Source organism: Rossellomorea sp. ABR4_004 (assembly GCF_056159585.1).
The window spans coordinates 131,700-150,130 of sequence record NZ_JBSWVM010000004.1; the positions used below are offsets into that span (position 1 = coordinate 131,700).

General features: G+C 40.1%; 15 protein-coding genes, 2 tRNA genes and 1 rRNA gene. 3 read left to right on the forward strand and 15 right to left on the reverse strand.

What is annotated here, in order from left to right; all coding sequences use genetic code 11:
- Positions 1 to 16: 16 nt before the first annotated feature.
- The 5 genes from ACXAF2_RS20680 to groES all read right to left on the reverse strand — a co-directional run bounded on the left by ACXAF2_RS20680 (position 17) and on the right by groES (position 9,664).
- Positions 17 to 571, reverse strand: a complete 555-nt coding sequence (locus tag ACXAF2_RS20680) for a signal peptidase I (protein ID WP_475141482.1) — start codon at positions 569 to 571, stop codon at positions 17 to 19.
- Positions 572 to 738: 167 nt separating this feature from the next.
- The gene (locus tag ACXAF2_RS20685) at positions 739 to 4,839 is read right to left on the reverse strand and encodes a S8 family serine peptidase (protein WP_475141484.1); all 4,101 of its coding nucleotides are present in this window, start codon (positions 4,837 to 4,839) and stop codon (positions 739 to 741) included.
- Positions 4,840 to 5,904: 1,065 nt separating this feature from the next.
- Positions 5,905 to 7,146, reverse strand: a complete 1,242-nt coding sequence (locus ACXAF2_RS20690) for a helix-turn-helix domain-containing protein (RefSeq protein WP_475141486.1) — start codon at positions 7,144 to 7,146, stop codon at positions 5,905 to 5,907.
- Between the two features lie 542 nt (positions 7,147 to 7,688).
- Positions 7,689 to 9,323, reverse strand: coding sequence for a chaperonin GroEL (gene groL, locus ACXAF2_RS20695; protein WP_475141488.1), 1,635 nt, complete (start codon positions 9,321 to 9,323; stop codon positions 7,689 to 7,691).
- Positions 9,324 to 9,376: 53 nt separating this feature from the next.
- Positions 9,377 to 9,664 carry a co-chaperone GroES gene (gene groES / locus ACXAF2_RS20700; RefSeq protein ID WP_034766060.1) on the reverse strand — a complete coding sequence of 96 codons (288 nt, stop codon included), beginning with the start codon at positions 9,662 to 9,664 and terminating at the stop codon, positions 9,377 to 9,379.
- 328 nt (positions 9,665 to 9,992) lie between these two features.
- Here groES and ACXAF2_RS20705 point away from each other — a divergent pair, with 328 nt between their 5' ends.
- The gene (locus ACXAF2_RS20705) at positions 9,993 to 10,736 is read left to right on the forward strand and encodes a lysostaphin resistance A-like protein (RefSeq protein WP_475141490.1); all 744 of its coding nucleotides are present in this window, start codon (positions 9,993 to 9,995) and stop codon (positions 10,734 to 10,736) included.
- A complete protein-coding gene (locus ACXAF2_RS20710) occupies positions 10,733 to 10,939 on the forward strand; it encodes a YdiK family protein (RefSeq protein ID WP_148971341.1) in 207 nt (68 codons plus the stop codon). The genes ACXAF2_RS20705 and ACXAF2_RS20710 overlap by 4 nt, the downstream gene beginning before the upstream one ends.
- A gap of 15 nt (positions 10,940 to 10,954) precedes the next feature.
- Here ACXAF2_RS20710 and tatC read toward each other — a convergent pair whose 3' ends face one another.
- Genes tatC through ACXAF2_RS20725 form a run of 3 tightly spaced genes read right to left on the reverse strand, consistent with a single transcriptional unit; the run spans position 10,955 to position 12,646 of the window.
- Entirely contained in the window at positions 10,955 to 11,728 is a 774-nt protein-coding gene (gene tatC, locus ACXAF2_RS20715; protein ID WP_148971340.1) for a twin-arginine translocase subunit TatC, read from the reverse strand.
- A gap of 15 nt (positions 11,729 to 11,743) precedes the next feature.
- The gene (locus ACXAF2_RS20720; RefSeq protein WP_044340658.1) at positions 11,744 to 11,914 is read right to left on the reverse strand and encodes a twin-arginine translocase TatA/TatE family subunit; all 171 of its coding nucleotides are present in this window, start codon (positions 11,912 to 11,914) and stop codon (positions 11,744 to 11,746) included.
- Between the two features lie 54 nt (positions 11,915 to 11,968).
- Entirely contained in the window at positions 11,969 to 12,646 is a 678-nt protein-coding gene (locus ACXAF2_RS20725) for a redox-sensing transcriptional repressor Rex (RefSeq protein ID WP_148971339.1), read from the reverse strand.
- Positions 12,647 to 12,835: 189 nt separating this feature from the next.
- Here ACXAF2_RS20725 and ACXAF2_RS20730 point away from each other — a divergent pair, with 189 nt between their 5' ends.
- Positions 12,836 to 14,782, forward strand: a complete 1,947-nt coding sequence (locus ACXAF2_RS20730) for an ABC-F family ATP-binding cassette domain-containing protein (RefSeq protein ID WP_475141493.1) — start codon at positions 12,836 to 12,838, stop codon at positions 14,780 to 14,782.
- A 352-nt stretch (positions 14,783 to 15,134) separates the two neighbouring features.
- Here ACXAF2_RS20730 and tsaD read toward each other — a convergent pair whose 3' ends face one another.
- The 7 genes from tsaD to rrf all read right to left on the reverse strand — a co-directional run bounded on the left by tsaD (position 15,135) and on the right by rrf (position 18,402).
- The gene (gene tsaD, locus ACXAF2_RS20735) at positions 15,135 to 16,151 is read right to left on the reverse strand and encodes a tRNA (adenosine(37)-N6)-threonylcarbamoyltransferase complex transferase subunit TsaD (RefSeq protein WP_475141495.1); all 1,017 of its coding nucleotides are present in this window, start codon (positions 16,149 to 16,151) and stop codon (positions 15,135 to 15,137) included.
- A complete protein-coding gene (gene rimI / locus ACXAF2_RS20740; protein ID WP_475141497.1) occupies positions 16,148 to 16,585 on the reverse strand; it encodes a ribosomal protein S18-alanine N-acetyltransferase in 438 nt (145 codons plus the stop codon). Before rimI ends, tsaD begins: the two co-directional genes overlap by 4 nt.
- Positions 16,586 to 16,606: 21 nt before the next feature.
- Complete coding sequence (gene tsaB, locus ACXAF2_RS20745; RefSeq protein WP_475141499.1) at positions 16,607 to 17,305, reverse strand: tRNA (adenosine(37)-N6)-threonylcarbamoyltransferase complex dimerization subunit type 1 TsaB; 699 nt, start codon at positions 17,303 to 17,305, stop codon at positions 16,607 to 16,609.
- A complete protein-coding gene (gene tsaE / locus ACXAF2_RS20750; protein WP_475141501.1) occupies positions 17,302 to 17,757 on the reverse strand; it encodes a tRNA (adenosine(37)-N6)-threonylcarbamoyltransferase complex ATPase subunit type 1 TsaE in 456 nt (151 codons plus the stop codon). The genes tsaB and tsaE overlap by 4 nt, the downstream gene beginning before the upstream one ends.
- Positions 17,758 to 17,925: 168 nt before the next feature.
- Positions 17,926 to 18,002 (reverse strand) — tRNA-Asp (locus ACXAF2_RS20755).
- 118 nt (positions 18,003 to 18,120) lie between these two features.
- A tRNA-Met gene (locus ACXAF2_RS20760) sits at positions 18,121 to 18,194 on the reverse strand.
- A gap of 91 nt (positions 18,195 to 18,285) precedes the next feature.
- Positions 18,286 to 18,402 (reverse strand): 5S ribosomal RNA (rrf, locus tag ACXAF2_RS20765).
- Positions 18,403 to 18,431 lie beyond the last annotated feature (29 nt).

Consider the following 18,431-nt stretch of genomic DNA (forward strand, 5'->3'; position numbering starts at 1 on the left):
AGATAAGATAAATTTATTAAGATATAATCTTTTCATTCTTATGCTGGTTTTCTTTGCGTGAGAGACGTTCAAAAACCGTAAGGCAGATGTAGCCTGTTAGTGGAATCGTGATAAATAGCAGAAACCCGATTGGACCACTTGCGAAATCTGATATATATCCAAGTTTGGGTATAACAGCTACTTGTTTGCCAACAAAATGTTCCTTCCTGACAATCATCGAATCCTCAACATTATTGTTGTCACCTTTTGTCACAAAACCAGCATGTCCATTTTGTTCTTTTACATCTATTACTCTATGTGTAATAAATTTTGTATCCGATTCTTTAAAGGTTATTACATCTTTATCTTCTATATCGTTAAATTCTACTCTTTTAATCAAAACAAGATCCCCTGATTGAAGATGCGGTTGCATACTATTAGAGAAAACTGTTAATGGTGTGTACCCAAAAAAATGCGGTAAACTGTCGGGATTTTTAGTAGATTGATACACCGTAAAACCGATATAGACAGTTAATAGAAAAAAAATAAGCACAATAATATTTGTAAGCCATTTTGCTGTTTTTCTTTTCATAATTTTACTCCTAACATCATTATTTTTACGTTGTTTTCTCATTGTTATTGATGTCAGAAAATTAAACATTTACGAAAGGTCACTATCTCTTGATTGCCCCCTACTACTTTTAATCAAGAAATGTTCTCAAACACAGTAGTAGGGGACTTAACTAGAATGCATTCTAGTTACTGAATACCCAACTCTTTTAAAATACTTTCTAATGTCTTGTCATCATGCGTTTCTTTTGCAGCTGGTGGATTTTCAACATATTTGTTTTGCACTAAGTAATTCTCTTGAACAAAGCCGATGTCTTTCGCATCAACAGTACCATCAAAATTAATATCAGCGGCACGATTACTCGTCTGCCAAGCGTTTTGGATGTCGATTGCGTCTAAAACATCAATGACGTTATCTCGGTTGACATCACCAGCTATAAGATCAATATAATATGGGTCGATATAACGGTGTTGACCAAAAAGTTCTCCCTTATATTCAAACCCAATCGGTTGTTTGGTGTGAACCTCAAAGTGACCAGGTACTTTAATCTCTAAATCATATGGATCCTTGCTTAATGGAAGCTTTTCTACTCTGTAATCCCCTTTTTCGTTAATTAAAGAAGTAGCGTCAAAAGTAACTCCACTTGAATCCTTGAGCTTTAGCGATGCCCCGACCTTTGTCCAATCTTTTTTCTCAAGAATAGGACTATACTTAGCCGTGCGGAATGCATCCGGCAATACTCGACCAGAAGCGGCATTAAACTGCGGTAGAATCTCAAAATTGTAACCGGCGTTAAGTAGTTTGCTAGTTTGATTTTGACTATTTATGACAGTAGCCGTTGGATTGATGCTAGCCCCTAAAGTGAAGTTTTCATCCCTTATCTTTAAGGTAACATCCACAACAGCCGAATGATCAAATGTCAAATTGGAATCATTAAAGACAACCTTTACCTCGTCTCCATTCACTGTTATGGCTGCTTTGTCTGAAACTCCATTCGCAAGTTTGGCATCGACTAAATCCATTGAGTTGCCAGATTGCTCTTTCAAGTTCCAAACTACTTCTTTCGCATCACTTACATTATCCAAAAATAATTGGCCTTTAATCGTATCACCCGTTTTTACTGTTTTGATATCACTTTTTGCATACGTAACAGGTGTCCCTTCTTTGACAAAGAAATATTCTTTTTTCGGTACTAAATTACCAGCAAAATCAAATCCATCTAATGTATATCTCAGTGCTGGAACGCCTTCATCCATGTCGACTTTACTTGCCCATTTTCCGTCCTTATCCATAGAAACCCAATCGAGAGGCATCTTAGGGTCCCAATTAGGAATCACCTCATTCGAAGATTGGTCGATTTCTATTCCTGCTTTCTGCATTTCTTCCACGAGAGGATCGGTAATTTGAATATTGAATGGATACGTTTGTTGACCTGGTTTGTATTCAAGGAACGGAGACGGTCCATCTAATGAACTTGTAAATGTAGGATCGTCAACATCAATGAAAACATCATGTACTTCACTTATCACTTTTCCAGCTTGAGTTTCACACGTAATATTCAGCTGATAGTGACCAGGTTTTGCATAACTCTTTTCTTTTGCAATAGGCTGTTTAGGATCCCCTGTAAATGCATAGTACGTCCCAGTAAAGAGTGATAGACTATATTCGTAATCCTTTAGAAGATTTTCTGCTTCCGGCAACGTTCCGACAAAACCTAACTCTTTTCCTGTTTCTCCATCGTGCAGAGTGATATCCAGTGTTTTCACTGGTTCGTGTACCATAAAGTCCGCATAAGCAAGGTAATTATAGTTAGGTCGACGGCTGCTTGTATCTTGCATTAAATATTTTGGTAAAAAGGAAGGCACACGGAGATCTAAAGATAAGCCTGCATCCTTCAAAATTGCGAAATTAAATGGAATGCGATACTGATCGGATGAATCCGCTTCATTCGTCAGTACAATATACCCTTCGTATATGCCAGCTTTTGCGGTCTTTGGCGCTACCAAAAATACATTTCGTTTCACTTCTTTGTTTGCTTGTACTTTAATGCTTTTGCTAGTGCTAACGACAATACCATTTCTACTCAGGCTGTTCGTCGCCTCAATTGTATTTTCTTCTACAGAAACAGTAAAATTCTTGGTGATGTCACTGTTGTTTGTGAAGCTTATATTTTTATTCACACGAATATTACCGTATTCCGAACGTTTGTAAATACCAAAGCTTATATCACCAGATGGATTTTTTACCGTCATAAAATCTTCTCCATCTGGTATGAGGGTTTCCTCCGTCACTTGCATTTTCATTCCACCATGAATGGCTTGATAAGGGTCTACACGGCCTGCTCCCATTTCATACAAACTATATTCGCCATTTAACGGATCTGCCGTATTCATAAGTATTGTTTTAATATCATCTGGATCAAGATCCGGATTCGCCTCTAATAATAATGCGGCAATTCCAGCCGTGTGTGGGGTAGCCATCGATGTTCCAGAATAACGTCCATAGGCATATTTATAGTCTTCTTGATTTTCAGGGTTAATCATATAAGTAGGTAATGTAGAAAGCACGCTCACCCCAGGAGCAACGACCTCTGGTTTGATATCATAATTACCATTGACCGGCCCTCTTGAACTGAAGTCAGCTAATTTATCTCCTCCGGTTACGATATCTTTCAAGTTGGAGAACGTAAAGGTCTTGTTTCCTTCAGCTATTTTCGTTTTTAATTGCTCTCCAGCTGCTTTTGTCATAGAGAAAGCTGGAACATAAACAGTTGATTCCCCTAAATTAACGCCGATCTGTCCGTCAACATTGTTATACATAATAACAGCTTTCGCACCGTGCTCTTTGGCCAATTTGACTTTGTCATTGAGGGAAAAATTCCCGCGCTGAACGAAAGCAATTTTCCCTTTAACGTCTTTGCCTGCATATTCTCCTTGTGAACCTAAGCCTACATCGACAAGCTCAAGCGATTGTCCATTTAATGCAGAGAAATCATCCGCATAGTTTCTTCCCATGCTGACGAGCTGAGTGGACCAGTCTCCTGAAATGCTGCCTGTAAATGAAGTCAGCGCAACAGGAACATCACTTGCTCCTACCGTTAGAGCTAGTGCAGCTGCACCCGGTGAACCTACCGTGTAGGGATATGGACCGTTATTTCCTGCAGCAACAACAGCCGTCACACCATTTAACACAGCATAGTTAATCGCGGTACTCGCTGGATTATACGCATCGTTCATCGGTGCACCCAAAGAAAGGTTCATAACATCCATACCGTCTTCTACTGCTTTTTCAATTCCTGCAATAATGCCTTCAAACGTACCATTTCCGTAAGGCCCTAACACACGATACGCATAAAGATCCGCATCTGGTGCTACACCCTCTACAGACACTTCACTGTCATTTGCATTTTGACCTACGATTGTACCAGAAACATGTGTCCCATGGGATGTATAATAGGTTGAGCCGGTAAAAGGATTTATTTCAGGTTGACCCGATTTCTGCCAATCGGTATACGTCGTTTCCATTGGGTCACTATCATTATCTACAAAATCATAACCACCTTTGTATGCATCCTTTAAATCAGGGTGATTATAGTCAATCCCAGTATCAAGTACGGCTACTTTTACGCCTTCTCCCGTAATACCTTCCTTATGTAACTTGTCAATTTTCAAATAAGGAATACTCTCAACAGATGTAGTAATTTCTCTATCGACGTCTTTTGGAAGATCTTGCTTAATAGGATCAACCCTAAAGGTCTGGTTTTTGTAAACAGCTTGGACAACATCAGATTCCAATAGGAGTTTTACTTGATCGGCTGGCAATGTCATCGATACGCCGTTATAAGCTTTTTTGAAGGTCTGGGTGATGGAATTTGAAACGCTTTTTGATTTGGAGTTCTTTTGAGACAAATGTTTTTTGATGTCTTCTTTAAAGGTTTTATGTTCTTTTTCGACTTGTACTGCTGCTGCTTCCTTTTTTAATGTTTTGCCTTCTGCAGCTGCTTCTAATATAGCTACTTTACCAGGCTTTGATTTGAATTTGACGATGACGGATATTTCTTCTTTCGACTCTAACTCCGCCTCACTAAATCCTTGCAGTCCCGTATGATCATTCAATTGCAATTGATGCAATGCTTCTCGCTGTTCCTTTGTCAAGGATGACAGAATGTCCTCTGTCTTACTTTCTTTTGTTGCTGCTTCAGTGGATTGTACCGAATGAATAGGTGAGATTATTAATCCCGCTGAAAACGCCATAGCAGCTGTTTTCTTAATTAATGAATTAATTTCCATAAGATCCCCGCTTCCCAATTTTGATTAACTTAGTAGAAACCAACTACCCCTTTCTTAAAATTTAGAATATTACATTTAATATCGTAATACCTTTTTCTATGAGTAGCTAATGGGTTTTTATCCGTGACCTTTGGGTCATCAAATTTTCTTTTCCTAGTAAAAAAACTTATTTTTATTGGTTTTCTTAGTTATTAAGAACTAAATACCAAAAATCAAGTTGGGTTTTTTCTCTCTTTTTTCGTGTTATTCCCACTCTTTTTTTGCCTTATTTTTACTTTTTTTGACAATTTCCCTTAAAACTTTTAACACGAACACTTTCTTTGCTAGTGAATCGTGAGGTTTTTTTCTAAAACAAAGCAGTAATCATTTCAATTATCAAGTAAATAGACCGAAAGAACAAAAAGTAGATAGGTATAAAAACCTGTACGAAGGAAAAGTTCAGCACAAACTTAACTAAAATATCCCCCCTGCGCATTGTGTCACTATTTTTAAAGTAACTTGCTGTTCTATTTCTGGTAACCTAAGCATCATCGACTTTAACTCTTCATACTGATTTATTAATTCTTTTGCCTGTGGTTTCACATCGTACAAGATATTACACACCCTCACCTTAGGGGTGGCGTGATGTAATAGGATTAAGAAATCTTGATTTATGGGGAGTTCAAGAGCTATTTAAAGCTCACCTATTTGCTCACCTATCATGGTTGAAGACCTCCCATCAGTTTACAATGATGGGAGGCCTTTTCTTCCATGTTGTCATTTTATTTTTGAGATTTTCCTTCTCAGGTAAAAGAATGATCAAACTTTATTAGAAAAGCTATAAAAAGAGTGTTACAAAAAGCCTGTAGGTGTGTGTAACACCTACAGGCTTTTTTGAGCACTCGCTTTATTTTTCTCCTTTTGTACGATTTTGAAGAATAAAGCAAAAATCGCATACTTAAAAATCATAACTTCGTCGTTTTTTACGTATTCAGTAATTTTTTTCACGTTTATTATCAAATAATTGTTTTTAATTCCTATAATGTGCGTTAGTATAATACGATTCCCTAAAAGTTATTAGAATCATTATACAAATTTATCATTTCTACGGTACTTTTCCACGAGAAGCGCTGCGTAATGATTGGCTTTTTCGACATTGCCTTTTTCCATATGATAGTCGAACAACTTTATCGAATAATGTTCAAATAAGCGAACATGTGCCATTTTCTTATAAAAAGGAAGTGCTTCTTTTTCAAGGTAATGGTAGTAAAGCTCTTTTTCGTTCTGAAGATTATATTTATGTAAATAAAAGAAATGTTTATAGATTGTCTCGGTTATTTCTTCAGAAAGAGCAATACCCTTTTCGGTCAATTGGAGCAATTCTTCGGTTGATTTCAATCCTTGTTTCGTTAATGCATTTATATAGCCTTCCAAAGAGGCTATATAAAGGGCCGTGTGAGGGTCTTTTGTATCCATGGTTTGTTTATAGTATTCACAAGCTTTATCATAATGTCCTTGTCGAACTTTCTGGTATGCGAGATTGTGGGTCAGCATTGCTCTTTGATGGTTTAATTCAAAGTTTTCGGTCATTTCGATTAATTTTTGATATTCCGTATCTTGTGGATCGTAAAACTCCTCCTGCTCTACTTGGATCAGCATAAGCATTTCTGCTGCAATCATACGCGTAAAACTGCGCATTTCTGTAAAAAAACGCAAGGCCTTTTCAGCATTATAATAGGCCAGTACACGTGAATTAAGATTATGATAGGCAAAAGCCAAATGATAATAGTACTCTTGATTGTTATAATAGGTTAGATCGATTTCTTGAAAATAAGAAATTGCCTTATAATATTCCTTATTTAATAATGCATTGATCCCTTTTATATGAAAAAGCATGCTTTTTTCATATAGAGAAAGATCAGACCATTTGTCCATTTCAGCAATTAGAGATTTAGCTTGATGTTCCTGCCCTTTAAATAAATAATATCTTGTGAGTACGAGTGTATAGGACCGATAAATATCCGGCATTTTCAACAGAGAAATAGCTTCTAATTGATTCTTTATATTCTCAGCCTTTGTGTTCAGCTTTAAAATGATCGATTCATGCCATTTTTTTAAAAGGGAGTCTATTCCAATGTAAGTTTCAATTTCTGTATCCATATCAATACCAAGCCTCTGTGACAGCAAATCTATAGTTCCCTTGGAGACTTCTGTTAATCCTCGTTCAATTTTACTTATATGTGTACTCGAACAAATCCCAATTCCTAAATCCTTCTGCATCATGTTCTGATGTTCACGATAGAATTTAATGATTTTCCCCTCTAGCATGGTAATCCCCTCTCTTCAGCCCGCCAATTGAAATATGTATGTTCTTTTTTAAAAAAACACCTTTTTTAAAGTAATGATAACCTAGAAACAAATTTAAAACTACACCTAATAAGAAACTCCTATCAGAGTATTTCAAGGAAGCCAGACCAAAGCTTAAATCACTTCTTCATCTACAATTATTTATTGCCTTGACTTGTGTTTTTGGACTAATTGATACTCCAAGGTATTTATTGGGATTGTAATGCGTCTTTGTAATTCTTTTGGAGTAGTTGGTAAATTCTATATCCTTCCTCTTGAGACCAACTAACTCGCCAACTCTGATTCCAGGAGAGTATTTGATATAACGGAACTTGAACTCTATGATGCAACAAGAGGTACATCGAGAATTGGTGAAGGCAGCTTGAAATGAAAAAAGAAGCTTCCCAAAAGTTCACTGAACTCATGAGAAGCCTCCGTTAATTTACCTCAATGTTAGTAAGATGTTAGCAAACCACTCTCATCTTACTCAAAAACCCACTCGTATCAAGGGTTCGGGGGCGTTATTACATCATGCCGCCCATGCCGCCCATGCCGCCCATGCCGCTCATATCCGGCATGCCGCCGCCTTCTTCAGGAATGTCAGCAACTACTGCTTCAGTAGTCAGGAACATTGCTGCGACAGACGCTGCGTTTTGAAGTGCAGAACGAGTTACTTTTGTTGGATCTACGATACCTTTTTCGATCATGTTTACCCACTCACCAGTAGCTGCGTTGAAACCGACACCTACGTCTTCCTTCTTCAGACGTTCTACGATGATAGAACCTTCTAATCCAGCGTTGTGAGCAATTTGACGGATCGGCTCTTCAAGAGCACGCAGCACGATGTTGATACCTGTTGCAACATCTGCATCCGCTTCGATAGATGCTACTTTGTTGTATACGTTCACAAGGGCAGTACCACCACCGGACACGATACCTTCTTCTACTGCTGCACGAGTAGAGTTCAATGCGTCTTCGATACGAAGTTTACGCTCTTTAAGCTCAGTTTCAGTTGCAGCTCCGACTTTCACGACTGCTACTCCACCTGCAAGCTTAGCAAGACGCTCTTGTAATTTTTCCTTGTCGAATTCAGAAGTTGACTCTTCTAATTGAGCACGGATTTGGTTTACGCGAGCTGCGATTTTTTCAGGATCTCCAGAACCTTCTACGACAGTCGTGTTTTCTTTCGTTACGACTACTTTCGCAGCGCGGCCTAGTTGAGTGATGTTCGCAGATTTAAGATCCAATCCAAGATCTTCTGTGATCACTTCTCCACCAGTAAGAACCGCTAAATCTTCAAGCATTGCTTTACGACGGTCACCGAAGCCAGGTGCTTTAACAGCAACCGCGTTGAATGTACCGCGAAGTTTGTTCACAACAAGCGTTGCAAGAGCTTCACCTTCAACATCTTCCGCTACCATTAATAGTGGTTTACCTTGTTGTACGACTTGCTCAAGAACAGGAAGTACTTCCTGGATGTTGCCGATTTTCTTGTCAGTGATTAAGATGTATGGATTTTCAAGAACAGCTTCCATTTTATCAGAATCAGTGACCATGTATGGAGATGCATATCCACGGTCGAACTGCATTCCTTCTACTACATCAAGTTCAGTAGTGAAACCTTTAGATTCTTCGATTGTGATAACGCCGTCGTTACCAACGCGCTCCATTGCTTCTGCAATCAGTTGACCCACTTCTTCGTCAGCAGCTGAGATTGCCGCAACTTGAGCGATGGAATCTTTACCTTCGATCGGCTTAGAGATCACTTTTAATTCTTCGATGGCAGCTTGAACCGCTTTTTCGATCCCTTTACGAACGCCAACAGGGTTAGCACCGGCTGTTACGTTTTTAAGACCTTCACGGATCATCGCTTGAGCAAGGACCGTTGCAGTCGTTGTACCGTCACCGGCGATTTCATTTGTTTTGCTTGCTACTTCAGCAACCAGTTTTGCACCCATGTTTTCGAATGCATCTTCCAGTTCGATTTCTTTCGCAATTGTTACACCATCATTTGTAATAAGTGGTGAACCGAATTTTTTCTCAAGTACCACGTTACGTCCTTTTGGTCCAAGAGTTACTTTTACTGCATTTGCTAATTGATCGACACCGCGAAGCATGGAACGGCGTGCTTCTTCGCTGAATTTAATATCTTTAGCCATTGTTAAAGTCCTCCTCTTATTTAAATAAAGTATTGTTTATATACGAAGTTTGATTATTCGCCAACTACAGCCAGAATATCGCTATCACGAAGGATCAGGTATTCTGTGCCTTGGTATTTCACTTCTGTACCAGCGTATTTAGAGAAAATGATTCGATCGCCGACAGCTACCTCAAGAGCAACGCGCTCACCGTTGTCAAGAATGCGACCAGTACCTACAGCCATCACTTTACCTTCTTGTGGCTTTTCCTTTGCGGAATCCGGTAGCACAATACCGCTTGCTGTTTTTTCTTCTGACTCAACTAGCTCGATAACGACGCGATCACCTAGTGGTTTTAACAAGTGAAACAACCTCCTTGAAATTATGTAAATGATATTTATTAGCACTCGCTTGTTGTGAGTGCTAACACAACTATTATATTAATTAATTCGTTTTCATTTTGCAAGAGTCCTGCTTAAAATTTTTTTCGTCATATTTCTCTTTTTTTCACACCCTCCTATACTATGCCTTCTCATATGGCTTTATTACTTAAGGCGATTGAAGTGTGACAATTCTTACAAAACCCTCAGATTTGAACAGTTCCTCTTTTCTTAGTAGAATTGTACAAGAGTGAGTTCAAGATGGAATGAAGTTGTTCCTCATCTAACAGGTGCTAAAGGAGATCATACGTTGAAAAAACATTTCGGATATATCTTAATTACCTATATTGTCATGCAGCTTTCAAGCGTTGTAGGCATACCTTTACTATTTAAAATTGGTGTGGATGTCCTAGGTCAGCCCGAAGATACAGTTAGGAATGTTGTTCCGGGATACTGGCTCGTGATCAGCTTTACCTTAACCCTGCTCGTTGTGTGGAGCATTCTAAGGAAGAGTGAAACAAGTACAGGACTCGAACGAACCTCTCCCATGAAAGCAGGGGGGTCCATTGTATGGGCTGTAGTCGGAATCTTTATGGCGTTCATTGCTCAATCCGTCGCCATACAAGTCGAGTATGCGCTGGGAATCGAGATGGGATCTGAAAACACTCAGATGATTATCAGTATTATTGAAAGGGTACCTCTTTCAATGATGGTCGCTGCAATCATCGGACCTATACTGGAAGAGATTGTATTCAGAAAGATTATCTTCGGTGTTCTTTATGAGAAGATGAATTTCTTCTTCGCCGCATTAATCAGCTCTGTTATCTTTGCCCTTGCTCATTTTGAGCCTGAGCATGTGATCTTGTACTCTGCTATGGGCTTTACGTTTGCGTTTCTTTATGTCAAAACGAAGCGGATCCTGGTTCCAATATTTGCCCATGTTGCCATGAATACAACGGTCGTTCTAATGCAATCTATCTATAAGGATGAAATTGAAAAGATGATCAACGAAGCTGAACAAATACAAGGATTTATTGGAGGATTATTTCTATGAGGAGATCACCATTATTCTCAGGCGTGATCTATCTCCTTCTCGGTGTGCTCTTCACATACTTTGCTGTGCAAAATGTACAGGATGATGGTTGGGGATTTTTCACTTATATGCTCGTTTTTCTGGCAACCCTTGATTTTGGGTCCGGGTTGCGGATGGTGCTGCTGCATTTCAAAATCAAAAAGAAAATAGAGAATAAAAAATAAGGATTGATCATTTGATCAATCCTTATTTATATCCTCGAACTGTTCCATTTCAAGCTTTTGTTCTGCTTCTAACACCTTTTTATATCCAATTTTAGAAATCCAAATACTGATTTCATAAAGAAGAAGCAAAGGAACAGTTACCATTAAATGGGAGACGATGTCCGGCGGTGTAATAAAAGCCGCGACGACTAACAATATGAAGTACGCCACTTTTCTCATTTGCGCAAGCAGCATAGGGGTAATAATCCCCAGGCGTGTCAGAAACAGCATAATAACCGGCAGTTGAAATAGAAACCCAAATGGAATGGTTATTTGAAACAGGAAATGAAAGTATTCATTAATTCCAATCACTTGCTGGATATTCAGATTGGTAGATAAACCCATCATGAATTTCACAACATATGGAAACAAGATAAAATATGAAAATGACAATCCACCTAAGAAAAGAATGACAGAAATCGGTATGTAACTAAGCGTTACCTTCCTCTCTTTCTCATATAAGCCTGGACTTACGAACGACCATACTTGAAATAAAATGATGGGTGATGTCATGATGATTGCAATAAACATGATCATTTCCATATAGATTTTGAGAGGGTCTGTAATCCGAAAGGCGTTCATCGTCAATTCTTTCGCTTCATCCGCGTGCTGCAAATATCGAATCAGCGGCTCCGCAAGAAAAAAGCTCACGATTACCGCTAACAAGAAGAAAACGACTACAAACATGAGTCGTTTTTGCAATTCTCCTATATGTTCATAGACTGTCATGTCTCTTTGACTTTGACTCATGGCGTTCATCCTACCCTACTTAGCTTTTTTACTATTGTCGTCCTCATCATCTGCTAAGCCCTTTGTTGCATTTTTAAATTCGCGTAATGTATTACCAGCTGCTTTCCCTAACTCAGGCAATTTCTTTGGTCCAAAGATCAGTAAAGCAACAACCGTTATCAGTACGATACTACCTGCACCTAACATAATGAGACACCTCCTCTTTTACCATTCTATCATAACGTATATACGAATCATTTTCTATTCGGATATGATTCCATCTTGTGACATTTCCGTGTCATCCTCTGAATAATGCTTTAAGAAGTATACCAGTGATTGAAGCTCCACTGCCAGATCAATATGATGCACGCGAATATGGTCCGGCACGGTTAATCTCGCAGGAGTGAAATTCAGGATCCCCTTAATATTAGAAGAAACCAATCGGTCTGTGATATTTTGAGCAGATGATGCCGGAACCGTCAGAATGGCCACTTCAATATCATGCCCTTCAAGGCCCTCTTCTAAATCATCTAAATGAAAAACGGGTACATCGCTGATTTGTGTCCCAACCTTCTTTTCATCTACTTCAAAAGCCATTTCAATCTTAGTATTATTATTTTTTATGAAATTATAATGAAGAAACGCTGTACCGAGATTTCCTACACCTATCAGCACAACTTTCGTAATGGCATCTTGATCTAATGTCTTTCGAAAAAAGGATAGCAGGTAATTGACATTGTATCCATAACCCTTTTTACCTAACGCACCAAAATAAGAAAAATCTCTGCGTATCGTGGCAGAATCAACCTTCACCGCTTCACTCAATTCTTTCGATGAAACCCTCTGCTTTCCCGACGAGTACAGATTCTTGATAAAGCGATAATATAGCGGAAGGCGCTTAGCCGTTGCCTGTGGAATTTTCGTTGTATCCTGGTTCATATTGTATTCCCCCACATCTATTCAAAACCTCTGATACCGCTTCCAAAATAGAAAGCATACAGAATTTAAAACTCTACTACCCATCATACACTATATTTTATCCTAAGTGTACGAAGATTAATAGTCGATTTATTGCCGTCCCCCTCCCAAATACGGTACACTAGCACTATGAAATAGAGGTGAAACGTCATGATTCTACTACAAGTGAATCAATTAACGAAAAACTTTGGTGCCGATAATATCCTATCAAATATTAAGCTTGAAATACAGACAAGAGATCGGGTGGCTCTCGTCGGACGCAACGGAGCGGGAAAGTCGACTCTTTTAAAAATAATTGCAGGTCATCTCTCCTATGATTCCGGAGACATCACGAAACCAAAAGGGGTTTCCATTGGGTACCTGGCTCAGAATACCGGCTTGGAGTCCGACCTATCCATTTGGTCGGAAATGCTGACCGTCTTCGAGGAATTGCAGAGACAGGAAAAGCAATTAAGAACATTGGAGCAGCAGATGGCCGATCCTTCGGTGTATGAACAAGACGAACTCTATCAACGCGTATTAAAAGAATACGATGAGCTTCAAGTCAGGTTCAAGGATTCCGGTGGTTACCAATATGAAGCCGATATCCGCTCTGTCCTTCACGGATTGAATTTCGCAGATTTCGATTACGAAACAAAGATATCCACATTGAGCGGTGGCCAGAAAACCCGTCTCGCCCTTGGGAAACTTCTTTTAACCAAACCTGACATTCTTATTCTTGATGAGCCGACCAACCATCTTGATATTGAGACTTTATCGTGGCTTGAGACGTACCTTCAAAGCTATGAAGGAGCCGTCCTGATCGTTTCCCATGACCGGTACTTCCTGGATAGCGTCGTCAATCAAGTGTATGAGATTTCCCGGAATCGAAGCAAGAAATACCACGGTAACTACAGTAAATACCTTGAACAGAAAGCAGAAGACTACGAAAAGGATCTCAAGATGTTCGAGCGCCAGCAACAGGAGGTCGCGAAACTCGAAGACTTCATTCAACGGAATATCGCCCGTGCTTCGACGACCAAGATGGCCCAAAGCCGCAGAAAAAAGCTGGAACGAATGGACAAGATGGATAGACCTTTAGGTGATGAGAAATCTGCCAACTTTGCTTTTCAAATTGATCGCCCAAGTGGAAATGATGTTCTTCACGTCCAAGACCTCACCATCGGATATGGACAAGACGAACAGATTTCATCTCACATCGACTTCTCTGTTAAAAAGGGAGACAGTATCGCTCTTGTTGGTCCAAACGGTATCGGGAAATCGACCCTTTTGAAAACATTGGTCAATAAACTGCAACCTCTGGAAGGAGCATTTAAATTCGGATCAAATATTTCGATTAGTTATTATGATCAAGAACAAGCCGAACTATCTTCAAATAAGACCGTCTTAAATGAACTGTGGGACGAATACCCAATGAAAATGGAAAAAGAAATCCGCACTGTACTTGGAAACTTCTTATTCTCAGGGGAAGATGTCTTAAAGCCTGTTTCCACACTAAGTGGTGGAGAGAAGGCACGTTTGGCACTTTCCAAGCTCATGATGGAAAAAGGGAATGTCTTGATCCTGGATGAACCGACGAACCATCTGGATCTGGACAGTAAAGAAGTGCTGGAGAATGCCTTGATTGACTACCCTGGGACGATTCTCTTTGTATCACACGACCGTTATTTCATCAATCGAATTGCTACAAAGGTTGTAGAACTGTCCAAAAAGGGATCGACCGAATACCTTGGCGATTACGATTATTATGTAGAGAAATTACAACAGCAGGAAGAATTGGCTGCACTCGAGCGGATCGAACAAGGAAAACAAGTGTCATCACAGGGTACCACTCAAAAACAGTCACACAAGATTGATAAAGAGGCAAAGAAGCTTGAGCGTCAACGAAAACGCAGAGTAGAAGAAATTGAAGGTCTCATGGAAGCTCTTGAAGAAGACATCCAGTTAAAAGAGGATCTTCTCTGTGACCCAAATATTTTTCAAGATCATGAAAAAGTCCAGGACATCAATGACTCCCTCACAAAAGCAAAAGAAGAGCTTGATTCTCTATTGGAAGAATGGACAGAACTTGAGGAGATTCTTCAAGAAGAACAATAATCCACAGGATTGGGGATAACTATCGAACCCCAATCCTTTCTTATTCCACATCATTATCCACAATCCAAATCCCGTTTATCCGTTATTAACAGATGTTTTCCACATAATCCACAATTACAATGTAAGTTATCCACAGAACCTTCCAAATAATAGGTCATTCCCACTACAACTTTTTCACATAGTGTACACATCATTTATGTAGTTACTAACATTTTATCCACAACCTGTTGATAAAACGTATGTTCGTTCCTTTCTCCTCTCATTCACTCACAAGATATCAACAAAACCCGAGAACAATAACTGTACGCAATAAAAAAAGCTTAAACGAAGTTTCTCGTTTAAGCTTTCCCATTTAGAAATTCTCGATATCAAGACCAGGATGAGCATTCATATCCATGCTTCCTCTTTTTCCTTGTTCAAATAAAACCGTTCCAGCAGCTGCGATCATAGCTGCATTGTCCGTACAAAGAGATAACGGAGGGATGATCAACTCCGCTTCCACCTCTTCAAACACTTCTTGAAGGACAGAACGCAAGCCCTTATTGGCTGCCACTCCACCAGCCAGTAATACTTGTTCCACTCCATATTCCTTTACAGCTTTAACGGTTTTGGACACTAACACATCAATCACACTGGCCTGAAAGCTCGCTGCCAAATCCTGTGGATGAATGGTTACTCCTTTTTGCTTCGCATTGTGTAGCGTGTTAATAACCGCCGACTTCAATCCACTGAAACTAAAATCATAGGAACCCTCTTCAAGCCATGCACGTGGCAAATCAAGACTGGGTTCCCCTTCATGAGCCAACCGATCGATATGGGGTCCTCCCGGATACGGAAGACTCAAGGTCCTGGCCACTTTATCATAGGCTTCCCCGGCTGCATCGTCCCGGGTCTCGCCGATCACTTGAAACGAACCGTGTTCTTTCATGAACACAAGTTCTGTATGGCCTCCGGAAACAACTAATGAAAGCAAAGGAAACTTCATTTCTTTCACTAATCGATTGGCGTAAATATGTCCTGCAATGTGATGAACACCTACCAAAGGTTTGTTATGAGCAAAAGCGAGTGCCTTGGCAGCATTGACACCAATCAGAAGGGCTCCCACTAAACCGGGTCCTTCCGTCACGGCTACACAATCAACTTCGTCCATTGTCATATCAGCTTGTACTAGCGCTTCCTCCAGCACGAACGTAACCTGCTCCACATGATGACGTGAAGCAATTTCAGGGACGACCCCACCAAACCGCTTATGACTTTCAATCTGTGACGAAACAATATTCGCTACAATCTCTGTTCCATTTTTTACAATTGCCACAGCCGTTTCATCACAGCTTGTCTCAATTCCCAATACAAACGTATCTTTTTTCATAAATTCACCCACATTACTAAAGCATCCTCTTGATTATCCGAATAATACCGCTTACGGATTCCTCCATCTTGAAACCCGAGCTTTCGATATAAATGTTGTGCCGGTGTATTTGATACCCTGACTTCCAGGGTCATCACACGAGCTCCAAATTCAATGGCAATACCCATGATCTTACGCATGAGGCCTTCTCCCAAGCCCCGCCCCCGATAACCCGGGAGCACAGCCACATTTGTGATATGCGCCTCATCCACTACAAGCCACACCCCGCAGTATCCTGCAAGTTTGTCTTCATCCTCGGCAACGAGATACGTAGACAGGTGGTTATGTTCGATCTCATTCAAGAAAGCGTCACGGCTCCAAGGAATGCTAAAAGATTGATTTTCAATTTCCATTACAGCATCTAAATCATCAACCGTCATAAATCGTATATCCATATTCTAACGATCCTTTATCTTCTATTCAGATTTTTTTTGTGATTGCAGCCATTTTACTTCTGCTTCTGCCATCCGTATATAATTAGGGAGCACTTCATGGGCCGATGTCTCTTTCAGACCACTACCAATAAAGGCAAGTTCAGAGGGACGTGGATTATGACTGACAAAAGGAGCGATTTTTGCTTGATCTCCCAAGACTTCCTTAATCATGCTCTCGTGAAGGGCAACATCATTTCCGACAAAGAGTATATCTTTATTATAATCTTTTAACTTCGTCACCCATTCTTCCAGCAGGATGTTGCAATCATCTTCCACACAATTTAATTGATCTCCCTGAAACTCATAAAGCCCAGTGTACACCTGTCCCCTTCTTGCATCGAACAAAGGAACAATATATCCTGTAAAAAATCGTCCAGATGCAGCCAGTGTCGCAAGACTTGATACTGGAATGAGCGGGATGCCCAGGGACCATGCAAGGGTCTTTGCTAAGGTGACCCCTATCCGGACACCTGTATAGGAACCTGGACCATTTGCAACGACAACCTTCGTTAAGTTGGTCGCCTGAATCCCGCAATCCTTCAATAATTGTTCGATAGCCGGCATGGCTCTTACTGAATGATTCTTCTTAATATAGGTAATGTACTCCCCAACTACCTTGTCTTCTTCGATAAGCGCAACGCCTAACGGATAATTGGAGGTATCAATCGATAATATCGTCATGACACAATCTCCTTACACAATTCACTATATCGATCACCATAGGGCTTCAACACGATTTTTCTCGTGAAGTCGCCTTCCCGGTAAATCGATAGACTTAATAAATCTTCCGGAAGTTGATCTTGAATTAAGTGAGCCCACTCAACGACGGTCACGCCTTCCCCTTCAAAGTATTCATCGAATCCCAAATCTTCAAAGGAATCATCCAACCTGTATACATCCATATGATAAAGAGGCAAACGGCCCCTATATTCTTTAATGATGGTAAAGGTGGGACTGTTAACCGTTTTCGTGACACCAAGGCCCTTGGCAAGACCTTTGGTAAATGTCGTTTTACCCGCCCCAAGATCACCTTCTAACGTTAACACAGCTCCAGGCTTCAAATGAGCTGCCAATTTCTCTGCAAACTGGCCAGTCTCCTCTGGGCTGGTCGTTATGATCTCAAACTGATTCATGTTAATCTCCTCAATTGTCATTTAGAGTATAAAAAACCCTTAGGATCGTTTTTTACCCTAAGGGAGAATGTATATATGTAGTTTACCCTTTTTCCGGTGTTAGAGTAAAGGTTATGGTTACAGACAATAAAAAAAAACGAAACAAAGTTTCGTTTGAATGAACAAAAATGGCGGTCCGGACGGGACTCGAACCCGCGACCTCCTGCGTGACAGGCAGGCATTCTAACCAACTGAACTACCGGACCAGAGTTTTTTGCGCCAGCAAAATAACTTTCATTACCTCGCGATAGCGAAAATAACTATCCATGCGTGACTCATCAAGAAATAGTAATGACCTAATCATAAAACGAGTCAAAAATGGTATTGCGGGGACAGGATTTGAACCTGCGACCTTCGGGTTATGAGCCCGACGAGCTACCGAACTGCTCCACCCCGCGACGATATAAATGTTACTTAAGATGATTACTACTATCTATTCTACTATATGCAGCTTCACTAATAAAGTGATTATGCAAAAAATAAAATTTCGCCTGGCGACGTCCTACTCTCACAGGGGGAGATCCCCCAACTACCATCGGCGCTGAAGAGCTTAACTTCCGTGTTCGGCATGGGAACGGGTGTGACCTCTTCGCCATTATCACCAGACGAATATTCAATTGAAGGGTTGTTCCTTC

What these genes read in the sequence shown, in the direction of transcription:
- ACXAF2_RS20680 (WP_475141482.1), bottom strand. Translation starts at nt 571, where the DNA reads ATGAAAAGAAAAACAGCAAAATGGCTTACAAATATTATTGTGCTTATT.
- ACXAF2_RS20685 (WP_475141484.1), bottom strand. Translation starts at nt 4,839, where the DNA reads ATGGAAATTAATTCATTAATTAAGAAAACAGCTGCTATGGCGTTTTCA.
- ACXAF2_RS20690 (WP_475141486.1), bottom strand. Translation starts at nt 7,146, where the DNA reads ATGCTAGAGGGGAAAATCATTAAATTCTATCGTGAACATCAGAACATG.
- groL (WP_475141488.1), bottom strand. Translation starts at nt 9,323, where the DNA reads ATGGCTAAAGATATTAAATTCAGCGAAGAAGCACGCCGTTCCATGCTT.
- ACXAF2_RS20710 (WP_148971341.1), top strand. Translation starts at nt 10,733, where the DNA reads ATGAGGAGATCACCATTATTCTCAGGCGTGATCTATCTCCTTCTCGGT.
- tatC (WP_148971340.1), bottom strand. Translation starts at nt 11,728, where the DNA reads ATGAGTCAAAGTCAAAGAGACATGACAGTCTATGAACATATAGGAGAA.
- ACXAF2_RS20720 (WP_044340658.1), bottom strand. Translation starts at nt 11,914, where the DNA reads ATGTTAGGTGCAGGTAGTATCGTACTGATAACGGTTGTTGCTTTACTG.
- ACXAF2_RS20725 (WP_148971339.1), bottom strand. Translation starts at nt 12,646, where the DNA reads ATGAACCAGGATACAACGAAAATTCCACAGGCAACGGCTAAGCGCCTT.
- ACXAF2_RS20730 (WP_475141493.1), top strand. Translation starts at nt 12,836, where the DNA reads ATGATTCTACTACAAGTGAATCAATTAACGAAAAACTTTGGTGCCGAT.
- tsaD (WP_475141495.1), bottom strand. Translation starts at nt 16,151, where the DNA reads ATGAAAAAAGATACGTTTGTATTGGGAATTGAGACAAGCTGTGATGAA.
- rimI (WP_475141497.1), bottom strand. Translation starts at nt 16,585, where the DNA reads ATGGATATACGATTTATGACGGTTGATGATTTAGATGCTGTAATGGAA.
- tsaB (WP_475141499.1), bottom strand. Translation starts at nt 17,305, where the DNA reads ATGACGATATTATCGATTGATACCTCCAATTATCCGTTAGGCGTTGCG.
- tsaE (WP_475141501.1), bottom strand. Translation starts at nt 17,757, where the DNA reads ATGAATCAGTTTGAGATCATAACGACCAGCCCAGAGGAGACTGGCCAG.